Below are 13,597 nucleotides of genomic sequence, written 5' to 3' on the forward strand. Positions count from 1 at the left end.
GTTCTTAAGTGAGTTTACTCATTAAGTTGTCAGTTTCTCAGTGTTTACTTCAAAATAACGCCTGAATTGGCGTTGAGAGAGGATAAACCGCCTAACTTGCTTGTTCCTTGTTAAACCCTCGTTGAACTTGCAGTCTTAAGATGACATGCAAACTCCTTCAGCCGATTGGGGGAGTTTACCACTTGATCAGACTTTGCAGAGCGAAGTTCGCTTGCTGGCGCATGTTGAGACGCAGTCTCAACATGTCGGGAAGCTTCGCTTCCCATGAAGCGTTGACGGGAAACTTGAGTACAGTCCTAAAAGTGCTTGTTCTCAAGGGGTTAACTTTTTGATTAACTTTGCCCATCAAAGCTTGTTCCGCAGAATTTTTATACGGCCGTCCCGTAGGGAGTAGAGGTGTCGTCATGGTCACGCTCATTATCGCCGAGAAGCCTAACGTCGCGAGAAAGATAGCCTATGCCCTGGCAGAGGGTAGGCCGGTCAGGAAGACCATCGGTAAGGTTCCTTACTATGAGTTCACGCGCGACGGGAAGAGAATAATCGTAGCTCCGGCAGTTGGCCACCTCTTCTCGCTCGCCCCAAAGACGAAGACTTACGGTTATCCGGTCTTTGATATTGAATGGGTTCCTGTCTATGTTGCCGAGAAGGGCAAGAGTTACGCTAAAGACTACATCAAGGCTCTGGCAACTCTAGCCAAACGCGCCGACGAGTTTGTAGTTGCCTGCGACTACGATACCGAGGGTGAGGTTATCGGCTATACAGCCCTCAAATACGCCTGCGGCGTTGACCCCTCAAAGGCCAAGCGCATGAAGTTCTCCGCCTTAACGAAGAAGGACCTCCTAAAGGCCTGGTACAACCTGGAATCGACCATAAACTTTGGAATGGCCGACGCGGGAATAGCACGCCATGTCCTCGACTGGTACTGGGGAGTGAACCTCTCTCGCGCCCTAACCTCTGCGATAAAGCGCGCCAGTGGCAAGTGGATGGTTCTGAGCACCGGTAGAGTCCAGGGGCCCACTCTTAAGTTCCTCGTGGACAGGGAGAAGGAGATCCAGAACTTCAAACCCACGCCATACTGGGTCATTAAAATGGTTTTAGAGAAGAACGGCCAGCAGTACACGGCCGTTTACGAAAAGGAGCGCATCCTTGATGAAAATGAGGCCAAGCGCATCGTTGAAGAGGCCAAGAAGGGGCCGGCCTTCGTCGAGAAGGTTGATGTGAAGCAGCAGAACAGACATCCTCCGGTTCCCTTCGACCTCGGAACGCTCCAGAGGGAAGCATATTCAGCCTTTGGATACTCACCTAAAAAGACATTAGAGCTCGCACAGAAGCTGTATGAGCGCGGATTAACGAGCTATCCAAGGACAAGCTCGCAGAAACTCCCAAAGAACCTCAACTTCCGCTCCATACTCCAGAACCTGGCTAAGCTTCCGGAGTACAAGCCCTTTGCCCATGAGCTTCTGGGTAAGGAGAGGCTCAAACCTGTCGAAGGCAAGAAGGACGACCCAGCCCATCCTGCCATTTACCCTACAGGCGAGCTTCCAAAGCCGGGAGAGCTGACTAAAGACGAGGCCAATCTCTACGACCTAATCGTGAGGCGCTTTTTGGCTCTCTTTATGGAGCCGGCCGTTAGGGAGATAATGAAGGTCATTATAAACTCAAACGGTCACCGCTTCATTCTGAGCGGAGCCAGAACGATTAAGGAAGGGTGGCTCAAGGTTTATGGAAAGTATGTCAAGTTTGATGAGGCTATCCTGCCCGCCTTTAAGGAGGGCGAGCCTGTTAAGGTCCTCCAGATAAAGCGTGAGAAGAAGAAAACCAAGCCGCCGGCAAGATACTCTCCCGCAGCCGTAATCAAGAGGATGGAGGACCTCGGAATCGGAACCAAGGCAACGAGAGCTCAGATACTCGAAACGCTCTACAGTAGAGGCTACATCGAGGGTAAGAAGAAGATAAAGGTAACTCCCCTCGGCATGCGAGTCGTCGAGGCCTTGGAGCGGAACGTCCCGGACATAGTGAGCGTCGAGCTGACAAGGGCCTTCGAGGAGAAGATGGAGGAGATAATGGCTGGCAAGGCCGATAAAGACAGGGTTATAGAAGAGAGCAAGGAGCAGCTCATCAAGATTCTTCAGCAGTTCAAAGAAAAGGAGCTGGACATCGGAAAGGTCCTCATGGAAACTACGGGCACCGGTGTAACAACGAGCAAGGAAAATGCCAAGCGCGCTGGGACGGTGAAGGAACTCAGTGAGACCGAGGAAAAAGATGTGAAGAAGACCATTGAAAAGGGAGAAAAGACGCCCCTTGTCGTTGGCAAATGCCCTAAATGTGGCGGCGATTTGGTCGTCCGCTACAACAGAAAGACGGGGAAGAGATTCGTTGGCTGCTCGAACTGGCCGAAGTGCAACGTTACGTACCCACTCCTCCAGCGCGGGCGGATAATCCCAACGAACAAGACCTGCTGTGATGGTGCCCCTGTTGTCAAAATCCGCGAAAAGGGCAGGGAGTATGAGATTTGCCTGGATATGAACTGCAAGGACTGGAAGAAGGGAAAGAAGTGATTAGAGCAACTCCTTTAGGAGGCTCAGCCTCCTCTTGCTCATGAGCACCTTGGGGTGCTTGAGGAGGGCCTTTACAACCTCTCCATAGTCGCCGCTGGCTATCTTTTCGGCATCCGCACCACTGAGTATCTGGATGAAGAGGTCAAGGTCTTCGTCGGTGAGCTTCTCCGTGACGCGCCTGACCCTTAGGACCTTCTCAAGCCTCTTTCCGTCGGTCCCCCACCATTCGGTCGTGTAGTTCTTGAGAAGTTCCGGGTTTTCCTCTTCCAGAGCCTTGACTATCCACTTGCTGGCTATGGTTCCGGCTTCCATTGCCTCGGCCATTCCGCCTCCGTGCATGGGGTTGACCTGCCTTGCTGCGTCGCCGACAACGATAACGTTGTCCTTGGCGAGCTCTTTGACGAAGCCGCCAACCGGAACGACGCCGACGTTTATCTCCAGAAGCTTCTTGACAGGGATGTTATTCTCCTTTAGCCACTTGTCGAGGTAGTACTTGGCCGTCCGGGGATTGTCGGAGTTTATGCCTATTCCGACGTTGGCTCTATCCTCATCCTTGGGGAAGACCCAGACGTAGCCCCTCGGCGCTATCTCGTTCCCGAACCAGAGGTGGATTAGGTCAGGGTCAAAGCCCTCGATGAGCATCTCGTACTCGTAGCTAGAATCGAACTCGTGCGGCGGAGCGTAGGTGTTTATGCCGGCCTTCCTCGCTATGGTACTCTCCACGCCATCGGCAGCAACGATGATATCAGCATAAATCTCAATGGGCTCGTCCTCGTGCTTGGCCTTTATTCCTGCTATCTTTCCGTCCTTTCTTATGACATCCATTGCCTCAGTTCTAGCCAGGACGTCGGCCCCAGCTTTGGCGGCGTAATAAGCAAGCATTTTGTCAAAGACCTTCCTCTCGAGGATTACACCGCTGACTTCCTTGTATCTGAGCTCGAGCTCGTAGCCGCTTGGGGAGTAGAGTTTGGCACCGTAAATTTCACGGTTGATGAAGCGTCTGTCGTAGGGTATGTCGTACTTCTCAAAGACCGTCTTGCTGATTCCCTCGGCGCACTGCTTTGGAGTGCCTATCGCGGACTTCTTATCGATGAGCAGGACGGAAAAGCCAGCTTTAGCAACGTTTCTCGCGACGATTGGGCCGGCGATTCCTGCGCCGACAACCACTACATCGTACTTCATCTCGGTCATTCGGACACCCCCAGGGGTTCAGCGGTTAGGGCGCCAACCGGGCAGGCGTTGATGCATATGCGGCAGGATATGCACTTGTCTTGGAAGAACTCCCACCTTGAGGAGCCTACTTTTATGGCCAGCGTTGGGCAGACGCCTGCACAGCCGCCGCAGAGGTAGCACCTGTCTTCGTTAACGACGACTTTAATCTTCTCCGGCATCTTCGACACCGCCAAGCTTTTGTTTGAGCCTTTCCTCGTCGATTTTGACGATTCCGTCTTTTATTCTTAACGGTATAAACTTGTCCAGCTCTTGGGCTTTGGCGATGACTTCCCTCTCCTTGAGGTTCAGCCTGTCGCTCAGGCCTTCGATAGTGGCCTCACCGTTGAGGAGTAAGTAATGGAGTATCGCCATTTGAGTCATGTCGCCGATTTCCTCTAGGTAGCGCTCTTTTATCTCCTTCATCAGCCTATCCCTTCTGCTCTCAACTGCTTGAAGGGCCTGGAGAATCTTCTCGAGCTCTTCGGTAAGCTCAAGGAATGAGGCAACCATACTGATGAGTGTTTCGTGCTCGAGGGGTATGCGGGAGAGGTCTATCTCGGCTTTTTCTATCAAAGATCCGCCCAGGTCAAGGCCGCGGTACCAGAATAGGTTGGGGGTTACCGTGGTGACGTAAGTTCTGGATATGGCTATGTCATAGTACTTCCTCGCGGGCCCAATGAATGGGCCTTCCCTCTCGTAGGACTTGAGTATGCCTTCGCGCTCCATGATTTTAAGGTGCTTGGCAACTGCCGTTGAGGAAACGTTTACTTTACTGCTGAGGAAGCTAAAGTAGCATTCCGTACAGGTGAGATGGCTGAGCAGATCGCGCCTCACCTTGTTTCCTAATATGTAAAAGATGTCCGGTTCAGTCATGACCCACACCACCCAGATCTGTGACGCAAAGCTTATATAGTGAACATTCAACCTTAGGTTGCAAACCTGGAGATTAAGCCTCACCAGGTATTGTGCTCAAAGCGTTATAAACCTTTAGCTATGGAGGTGTTGAGAATGGGATTGATTAGCGATGGAGATAAGAAGGTCATCAGGGAGGAGTTCTTCTCCAAGATGACGAACCCAGTCAAGATTATCGGATTCATCGGCAAGGATCACTGCCAGTACTGTGACCAGCTGAAGCAGCTCGTCCAGGAACTCTCAGAGCTCAGCGACAAGCTCAGCTACGAGTTCTATGACTTCGACAGTGAGGATGGCAGGAAGCTCGCCGAGCAGTATGGTATCGACCGCGCCCCGGCTATTACCATAACCCAGGACGGCAAGGACATGGGCGTAAGGTTCTTCGGCCTTCCTGCCGGCCACGAGTTCGGTGCCTTCCTTGAGGACATCGTCGATGTCAGCAACGCCCAGACTGACCTCATGCCTGATACGAAGGAGGAGCTTGCCAAGGTCGACAGGGACGTCAGGATACTCGTCTTCGTCACCCCGACCTGCCCATACTGCCCGCTCGCGGTCAGGATGGCCCACAAGTTCGCCATCGAGAACACCAACGCCGGCAAGGGCAAGATCAGGGGAGACATGGTTGAGGCCATCGAGTATCCGGAATGGGCTGACCAGTACAGCGTCATGGCCGTCCCGAAGATCGTCATCCAGGTGGACGGCGAGGACAAGGTTCAGTTCGAGGGAGCTTACCCGGAGAAGATGTTCATGGAGAAGCTTTTGGCTGCCCTCGAGTGAGGGCGATTTTGTTCCTTTTCTGTTTCTTTGGGTTTCATAGTGCCTTCCACTTAACGCTAATTTGCTGCGATTTCCCTCCAGATCTATCTTTGCACAATTAGATTATTGGTTTATTGTAGAATTATGTAATTAATTCCTTCCCAGAAGAACTTCTAGAATTCTCCTAGAGTCTTATTGCAACCATTGGTTGGAGCAACACTTGGGAAGGTGAGTATCCCCGTTTCAATTCTCCTAGAGTCTTATTGCAACAAGGCTACGAGGCAAAGTATAAAGTGGAAGTCAGTAAGTTTCAATTCTCCTAGAGTCTTATTGCAACCCAAACATTTCCATCCACCTCCATCTTTTTGCTTTTTGTTTCAATTCTCCTAGAGTCTTATTGCAACTTGAAGAGATAACTACAGACATGGAGATGTTAGGGGTAGTTTCAATTCTCCTAGAGTCTTATTGCAACATATCGCCGCCCCATTCGACGACATAAGGGCGTATAAAGTTTCAATTCTCCTAGAGTCTTATTGCAACGAGGGAGAGCCATGAACACCTTCGGTCATTTTTTTGTGGGTTTCAATTCTCCTAGAGTCTTATTGCAACCCCGATGTCGGTCAGGTCAGCAGCCCCGATGTCGTGTTTCAATTCTCCTAGAGTCTTATTGCAACGCACTCGGTTGATGGATTCGCCGAGCTCATGGCCGACATGTTTCAATTCTCCTAGAGTCTTATTGCAACCTTGGAAATCTCCATTATGGGTTGATTGTAGTATTCAGTTTCAATTCTCCTAGAGTCTTATTGCAACCCGTTCGTGGTGTTCTTGAAGAGGCCCTTAATGAGTAGTTTCAATTCTCCTAGAGTCTTATTGCAACTGAGGTCGAGCTCGCCGACGAGGCGGTCATTAAGTCTTGTTTCAATTCTCCTAGAGTCTTATTGCAACGCTACTACGACCGCAGGGATGGCTTTGCCGTGGAATTCGTTTCAATTCTCCTAGAGTCTTATTGCAACCGGGCCTCACCTCCATAGTACGCTTTTTCGATAGTTACGTTTCAATTCTCCTAGAGTCTTATTGCAACGCGCTGGAAGCCGCCCGATACGTCTATGGCCCAATAGTTTCAATTCTCCTAGAGTCTTATTGCAACAGTTCCTGCTCCCACTTCTTGAGCCGGGCCTCGCGCTGTTTCAATTCTCCTAGAGTCTTATTGCAACAGAACTCACCCGCGACCGCCTTCGGGTCCTTCCTCTTGTTTCAATTCTCCTAGAGTCTTATTGCAACATGCTAGTATTCCTGCAAAGTTTATAAACACAGAATAGTTTCAATTCTCCTAGAGTCTTATTGCAACCTGCTTATTGGGGCTGCTGGGGCTGCCCTGGTTCTAGGTTTCAATTCTCCTAGAGTCTTATTGCAACGGCCGGTAGTCTCCAGATCCAGGACTATCTCTCCCTCGTTTCAATTCTCCTAGAGTCTTATTGCAACCTGTCCAGCAGGTCTTTCACCGTACCCTGCACAAACAGGTTTCAATTCTCCTAGAGTCTTATTGCAACGCGAGATATGCCAGGACAAGGCCGAACGCAGCCGCGAGTTTCAATTCTCCTAGAGTCTTATTGCAACACCCCTTCGTCGTCCTCGCTTTCGCTTTCGAGGGTCGTTTCAATTCTCCTAGAGTCTTATTGCAACAGGATGGCGTCGGAGTTTAAGGCGGTGGTGAGCCGTGTTTCAATTCTCCTAGAGTCTTATTGCAACGAGATGCTAAAGGGAAAGGCCCCTGAACTCGCCGCGAAGTTTCAATTCTCCTAGAGTCTTATTGCAACAGGGCGGCTTTTTCCTTCTTCTGCCTAACAAAAGATTATGAGAGCTTAGTTTTTATAAGCCTTTCTCCGGAGGTCTGCTAATGCGTATCTATGTGGCCTTGGAAATCTCCGGATTAAAATGATCAATTGGAGAATAGAAAGCTCCAAGACGTCTTTCTGGTGTTGTGTGTGGTAATCCTTGCAAGTTCCGGAGGATAGAGATCGCTGTGATTGACTTAACGAGCAATTGGACCCTTTGGGTTATAAAAACGCCGAGTTTAAACAGGTTGCTAACTTTTTGGGGGCCCATGAAGTTTCATCTTAACTTTCAGAAAAATTTCGTTACATCAAATATCTTTGATGCAACATTAAGTTTGATAATTACTTTATGTTACTAAAGACTTCCCATCCGACGACAGTGCCATGTTTTTCCTTTTAAATCCTCAGAGTACGCCAGTTCCAAAATGTGCCCCTCCAAACTTGATACTGCCTTCCAAAATCCCTAAAAGACCTTATTCAGTATTTCTTTTAGGTGAGCTCATGTACGTGGTCATCGTCTACGATGTGGCCGTTGAACGGGTGAACAAAGTCAAGAAGTTCCTACGCCGGCATCTCCACTGGGTTCAGAACAGCGTCTTCGAGGGTGAGGTAACCCTCGCCGAGTTCGAGCGCATAAAAGCCGGTCTGCTCGATCTGATTGATGAAGACGAAGACTCCGTGGTCATTTACAAGCTCCGTTCGATGCCAAAAAGGGAAGTGCTGGGAATGGAAAAGAACCCTCTGGAGGACATCATTTAGACTCAACGGCCTCACATATGGGTCTAAAGAGGCATCCTCCACATTCCCGCTTTCCGTAGCGGGGCTTTATCCACTCTGGGAAACTGCCGGATTCGAGCTGCCTCACACCTTCAATAACCACCTTGGCCCTTCTGAGTATCCTTTGAAAGGCCTTTTTGTCCCTTTCTACGGGGAACGGCTTGAAGCTTAGACCATTTCGGTCAAAGACATAGATGTAGCCCAGTTTCTTGTCCATCATGTTAAGATATGCGTTGAGCTGCTCCTTTGCAAGCTTTGGGGGTTCGTTCATCTCGTCCGGTGTCTTTGGACTGCTCTCGTCCTCTCCGTTGAATCCTTTGAACTTGAACTCAAGTGGATAATTCCCCTTTACTGCGTCCACCCTGCCTACGAGCTTCCATCCGTCCTCTAGGGGATACTCAACGGTAACCTCAAACTCTATGTCTTCGCTACTGAGCGCATTGCCGAGCCATTCATGGAGAACACTCCCCACGAGCATTTCGCCCGTCCTCTCGTACTTGAATGTGCCCAGGTAGATGGAAAGTGCAGCCTTTCTCAGGCAGTAGCTTAGAGATGTCACCCATATCTTCCGCTCAGGGGTCTTTCCCACTATCGCGTTCCGAATCCTCTCGTTAAACTCCTCAATCTCTTCGGGATACCCCATCTCATCCACCTCAGAACCACGCTACCAGCGGCTGGTGATTTCTGCTACGAAACTTGGAACAGGGCAGATTTGATGACTAGATGTCTTCTCCAGTAAGGTGGTTTTTCGGCACCGTATCCAATTTTGGAGTCTAAGAGGGAAAATTTCCTGTATTGGGTCATTCTTCGTGATCCTTTTACTAGCTCTGCGATTTTTTCTGGAGACCATGGCCTCCAAGTTTCCAAGAATTTTTTGTTATGGATAATATACTCAGAAGTTATTGCACTTCTACTATTGCGGTCTAGGGGATAGATATGGTAATCCAAAAGATCCCCCCACCCCATATTGCGTTTTTTACCCATACCAAACTTCCTCAAGATAGAAAGCAGTTCTTCAAGCTTCTCTTTAGATGTTCCTTCAACAACTGAAACCCACATTAAATTGGGAGTGTGTATTTTAACCAAATAATCAACGGCCTTATACGGGCCACTTTGAGAACTTGGAAGCGCTTTGATTTTTCTTGTGAGCTCAATGCCCAGAGACTTACGTAGAATCTCGACTTTAATAATGTCATCTCGTCGCCCAAGCCGAAGCAATATCTGAGAGGATTCCATCCGTCTAGGATACTGACTTTGTGAAAGCTCATAATGAGCCTTGATACCAACGGTAAATATTGCTTTAAAGCCCATTGGAGTCGTTACTACGAGGTTCTTGCCATCCATAATGGTGGGTAACAGGTAAGAACTCTGGATTTTAGATCTCCATTCGACTTCTTTTGAAGTCAACATGTCTTCTAATATTGCATCCTCCAATCCGAATCGGTGGATAGTTTAATTTTGTAGTATTCTGCGAATGCCAATGCACCATCCAAGGGCGTTAGTTCTTGGGAAAGTTCATTAGGATTAGAAAGGGATAATGAAAGAGGATAAGTCCTGAATTTTAGAGTCACCAAGTACATTACTGCAACCTCCTATGATCTATTTCAAATTATTGAGCTTTTGGGGCCTGCTCACTAGTCTCTGAATCATTATGGGACTTTTTGAAAAAGTCGTTGGGGTTAGTCTTCAGTGCGGTTAGTATGCTGTCTAGGTTATCCTTGATGTAATCATCGTAAGCTTTGATGAATTTGTCTGTTGAAACTCCTTGAATGTCGACTTTTACCTTACCAAGTCCCCCTGCAACACGGCCACCAACTTTGTTCAAGCGTTTAAGGGTCTTTAGAACAAGCCCCCACTCAGCGTCAGTCATTGGTATTACATCCTCGATGTAGCTGTAGAATACTGTACCTGGCACGACCACTTGTCGATACAGTCTTTGCTGAATTGCACTATCACTCGCTTTTGCTTCTTCAGGATCACCTTCAACATCCAAGAGTTCTCTCAACTGCATTACTTTGTTAGTATCATCCTTGCGGGTTATTAAGACTGAAGAATGGGTAATCTCTTGTAAAGAGGGAGTGTTTCCTTCTGGATTAACTCCGAGGTCTATCAGTAGGGATTTGGTCTCCTCTGTAAGTGGATATCCAATACCCACTTTGATTTTCCCGGGTATAATTATTTTTTTGAGGGCAACGCCCATTATCGAAAGTGGCAGGAGGGGATAGATGTAGGTGTCCATGATTTCTTTGATATTGGGGGTACTTCCTCCCTTTTCTTCACCGCTGAGTATGCCCCCGCTAAAGAGCGACAAGAGTGTCCCAATGTTGGCGGTTAGAGAATCGTAATCTGCTAAATCTTTTTTGTCCTCACCCCCATTATGATTTTTGCCCTTGGCTACGATGGTGGATTTCACATCTTCAAGGAACTGGAGTGCCATCTGATCTCTTAAAACTCCTCTAAGGCTGTTACCAGGAAGTATTGGAACATCAATGGCCGTACCATCCTCCTTTACTATGGGCAATGAATAGAGTAAGGTTTCTATGCCTATGGACTCGTATCCTACACTTATGGGCTCAAGAGCTTTCATTTTTAATATTACTTTCATTTTTTGTCACCTCCTAGTCCTTCAACATAGGCAGCGTATAGAACTGTGCTTAAGTAGGGGTAGTCTTTTAAGAATTGAAGAACGTCCTTTTCTTGCTTTTTTGCCACTAGATAGATTTTTCTAAACTTTTTGCCCTTTTCCTTAGAAACAAAAAGAGAATCTCCAGCTATCTGGCTTAGCAGTTTTTCAACAAATTCGTTAAGGTTGTTTGAACTCTTAGCTACTACTGCTATCCTCTTTGCTAGGATCGAGTATTTCTTTCTGTGTACTTTGTCCCCCATTGAACTCCAGTCCACGAGGCCATCTATAGCTCCCAACAGGGAAACAACCAAATCTTCAACCTTTTCGTTTTCTTGCACGAGAGACACCTCCTTTTCGTATCTCAACGTTTGGAACACCAAAAACTGGAGAGTATACATTCCTAATTTTTTGAAGGAGGTGTATACCAGTACTCGGGTGTGAAATGTAAAATCGTCTCATTGCTGAAAACTCCTCAGGAGTTAAGTCCTTTTCACTACCCGGAAACACGATATTGGAATGAAGGCCACTTTGAAGAACAAACTTCTTCTTTGGATGTCGGAGAGCAACCGTCAAGACCTGTGGAATTAGGTCAGCCACATATGGATAAAACAATACCTTGGGATTTAAATAGAACTTCACTACCCATTCTTTCCTTTTTGTTATTTTCTGCAATTCCTTGGAGTTGTGTAGAGAATAATAGATCTCACTGAGCAACTCTAACCAGATCTTAGATGAGATACTTTTCATAAAATGCTCTTTTCCAAAGATTGGAATACTATGAATCAGGTGGTAATCCTCTAATAACGCCTCTTGAACTATATGTTTGTTCATTCCAGAGCCTCTGAAAAGCTCTTCAATCTCGAATCCTAACTTACATACAGGGCATACGCTTGTTCCACAAGTTAAAAGTAACCAGGTGTCTGTGAACTTAGCTTTCAGGATACTACTAACTTTTTCGTGACTCTCAATTGGCTCTCCGGGTTCCCCACAGAGAGCACATAACTCGTCACTATGAAGGTCACTACTTAGAGATTTTACAACTTTGTCTAAGTCCACATACTCAAATGCATTCTTTCGCTTTTTCTCGGACAAAGATTGCTTTAGGTCGCTGAGCACATCATCAAGGAGATACTCTAAGGACAACGAACCAAACCCGGCATCCACATAGAGCAAATATGCATCCTGAGATCCAGTGAGATATACTGTGGACAAGGCCTTTCCAAAGGGGACTTTGACTCCACGGATAGCCTTTGCCTTTGTATCCACATCGAGCACTACTTCTGTTCCCTCGTAGTATTCAAAGTAGAAAGCATCCTTATGGAATCGGGATGGAAGAGGTATTACCATCATGTTGTCTTTAACCTCAATTCTCCAGTCATTCTCTTTTATTATCCTTCCAGCGTCTTCGAGGGTGTCAGCACTATTAACTGGCCTGTACTCGTAACGTATTCTTGAAACACCCAGAATTTTCTGAAATCTCTCTGAGTATTTTTCACTCAATGTCTTGGCGAGCTTCTCTTTTAGGAGGGCTAAGATGAACATCCTGTACTTTCCTAGGACTCGTAAATGATGAACCACAGTATATTCTCTCTGAGTTGGCAAAATAAACGGAACACTCGTTTCTAATGTGGATATAAGCTCGCTATTCTCAATCTGGCATATTTCATTACAGTTTTTCCTTTTGTGGTGCCATTGTGAGATGTTAGCAACGTTAGAGATATTGGTTGAGTCATCGAACTCAGATAATAATTGTGAATACAGATCAGGATCTGTTATGAAATGATACCATTTGCCATTTTTGAAATCAAACACTGGCTTAAAATAGTCGTGAATTAATGCCGCCAAAACCACATCCGGAGAGTTAAATTTCAGAGAAGCCGTAGCAACGGCGATCAGATGGTGAGTTAGCTCATCCAAGTGAGGTAAACCACTTATTGGGTCAGTTCTGGCTATTGTGCCTTTGATTAGAGCAGAATTGGGCTCAGAACTTGAAGTCTCTATAAGTTGCATGGTTGAATGCTTGTTAGATTTACTTCTTGATTTACGAGGCGTTGGCCTTCCAAAGTTTTCAAAATACACATCAAGGGACCTTTCCTTCCCGATCTCTTTCACCTCCTTTCCAGCGCCTTTTTACTTTTGACTTTCGCCTCTCATCAACCTTCACCATCCCAAATCCGATCGAGTTCTTCTCTCCGAAGCCGGCCTGGTAGCCAACCCTCAGCAGACCCTCGTCGCCGTAGGCCCTAAAGACAAGATGCCACGCGATCTGGAATATCCCCGGCTTGACCTCAAAGCGCTTGGGCTTGGCGTTGAGGACCTTCATCTCAAACTCTTCTGGCGGCTTGCTCCCGTGCAGGATAACATATTTCTCGCGCAGATTCTCTTTGATCAGCTCGTAGAACTCCGGCTCGTTGGGGCCAAGGTCATAGCTCCTCGGCTTCCCGAACTGGATCCTCTTGGTTGTCACGGCTATCGGTGAGAGGGTTACGAACTTCTTTCCACTCAGCTTTCGCGGCTCGGCGAGAGCTTGGACTTCCTCGACCGTGAACTTCTCGCCCCAGAGTTCTACCTCAGGATTCTGGAGCAGGCCGCCGATGAAGGCTTCAGCAATCTCGGCGATGGGCGTCGAGAAGTAGAAAAAGCCACGCTTGTAGCCCAGCAGAGAGCTCTTGTCCTCAGCCAGCTCGCGCCTTTCTGCCATGAAGAGAGAATACGTGAACAGCTTCGGAACCTTGGGGGCGTGGAGACGTAGGCTGAGGTCAGGGTTTACGCGCTGGATGCGCCTGTATATCAAACCTTGGAGCTTGTGCTGGTGGTTGAAGGGTATTCGGAACGGTTCATTCTCCGGGCGGAGTCTTATTGCAAAGCGCACGGTATCACCTCATCCATTGGTACAATAAAATATACAGACGCACGGAAAG

At 47.7% G+C, this 13,597-nt stretch carries 12 protein-coding genes and 1 CRISPR repeat array; of the genes, 3 read left to right on the forward strand and 9 right to left on the reverse strand.

The window, feature by feature from the left end:
* Positions 1–404: 404 nt before the first annotated feature.
* Positions 405–2,558 (forward strand): DNA topoisomerase I, encoded by a 2,154-nt coding sequence (locus TON_RS01645; protein WP_012571272.1) that lies wholly within the window; start codon positions 405–407, stop codon positions 2,556–2,558.
* Here the strand turns inward: TON_RS01645 and TON_RS01650 are convergent, their stop codons facing one another.
* The 3 genes from TON_RS01650 to surR are packed head-to-tail and all read right to left on the reverse strand — an operon-like array spanning position 2,559 to position 4,643.
* On the reverse strand, positions 2,559–3,740 hold the full coding sequence (locus tag TON_RS01650) for a geranylgeranyl reductase family protein (RefSeq protein WP_394295144.1): 1,182 nt from the start codon (positions 3,738–3,740) through the stop codon (positions 2,559–2,561).
* 5 nt (positions 3,741–3,745) lie between these two features.
* Positions 3,746–3,949: a DUF362 domain-containing protein gene (locus tag TON_RS01655; RefSeq protein WP_012571274.1), complete on the reverse strand. Its 204-nt coding sequence runs from the start codon at positions 3,947–3,949 to the stop codon at positions 3,746–3,748.
* Positions 3,933–4,643 carry a sulfur metabolism transcriptional regulator SurR gene (gene surR / locus TON_RS01660; protein WP_012571275.1) on the reverse strand — a complete coding sequence of 237 codons (711 nt, stop codon included), beginning with the start codon at positions 4,641–4,643 and terminating at the stop codon, positions 3,933–3,935. The genes TON_RS01655 and surR overlap by 17 nt, the downstream gene beginning before the upstream one ends.
* Before the next feature lie 135 nt (positions 4,644–4,778).
* On the opposite strand from surR, the gene pdo reads away from it, so the two are divergent.
* Positions 4,779–5,459 (forward strand): protein disulfide oxidoreductase, encoded by a 681-nt coding sequence (gene pdo / locus TON_RS01665; RefSeq protein ID WP_012571276.1) that lies wholly within the window; start codon positions 4,779–4,781, stop codon positions 5,457–5,459.
* 151 nt (positions 5,460–5,610) lie between these two features.
* Positions 5,611–7,255: direct repeats of the CRISPR family, unit length 30 nt; unit sequence GTTTCAATTCTCCTAGAGTCTTATTGCAAC.
* Positions 7,256–7,774: 519 nt separating this feature from the next.
* Entirely contained in the window at positions 7,775–8,032 is a 258-nt protein-coding gene (gene cas2 / locus TON_RS01670; RefSeq protein WP_012571277.1) for a CRISPR-associated endonuclease Cas2, read from the forward strand.
* On the opposite strand, the gene TON_RS01675 is transcribed toward cas2, so the two are convergent.
* The 6 genes from TON_RS01675 to cas6 form a co-directional block, all read right to left on the reverse strand.
* Positions 8,025–8,693, reverse strand: a complete 669-nt coding sequence (locus TON_RS01675; RefSeq protein ID WP_012571278.1) for a CRISPR-associated protein Cas4 — start codon at positions 8,691–8,693, stop codon at positions 8,025–8,027. The genes cas2 and TON_RS01675 overlap by 8 nt on opposite strands.
* A 44-nt stretch (positions 8,694–8,737) precedes the next feature.
* Positions 8,738–9,484, reverse strand: a complete 747-nt coding sequence (locus TON_RS01680) for a hypothetical protein (protein ID WP_148202353.1) — start codon at positions 9,482–9,484, stop codon at positions 8,738–8,740.
* 175 nt (positions 9,485–9,659) lie between these two features.
* Complete coding sequence (locus TON_RS01685) at positions 9,660–10,655, reverse strand: hypothetical protein (RefSeq protein WP_012571280.1); 996 nt, start codon at positions 10,653–10,655, stop codon at positions 9,660–9,662.
* The gene (locus TON_RS01690) at positions 10,652–11,014 is read right to left on the reverse strand and encodes a hypothetical protein (protein WP_012571281.1); all 363 of its coding nucleotides are present in this window, start codon (positions 11,012–11,014) and stop codon (positions 10,652–10,654) included. Before TON_RS01690 ends, TON_RS01685 begins: the two co-directional genes overlap by 4 nt.
* Positions 10,992–12,788, reverse strand: coding sequence for a hypothetical protein (locus TON_RS01695; protein WP_148202354.1), 1,797 nt, complete (start codon positions 12,786–12,788; stop codon positions 10,992–10,994). Before TON_RS01695 ends, TON_RS01690 begins: the two co-directional genes overlap by 23 nt.
* Complete coding sequence (gene cas6 / locus TON_RS01700) at positions 12,757–13,548, reverse strand: CRISPR-associated endoribonuclease Cas6 (protein WP_012571283.1); 792 nt, start codon at positions 13,546–13,548, stop codon at positions 12,757–12,759. Before cas6 ends, TON_RS01695 begins: the two co-directional genes overlap by 32 nt.
* Between the last annotated feature and the right edge of the window lie 49 nt (positions 13,549–13,597).

It is taken from the genome of Thermococcus onnurineus NA1, assembly GCF_000018365.1.
GTDB lineage: Archaea > Methanobacteriota_B > Thermococci > Thermococcales > Thermococcaceae > Thermococcus > Thermococcus onnurineus.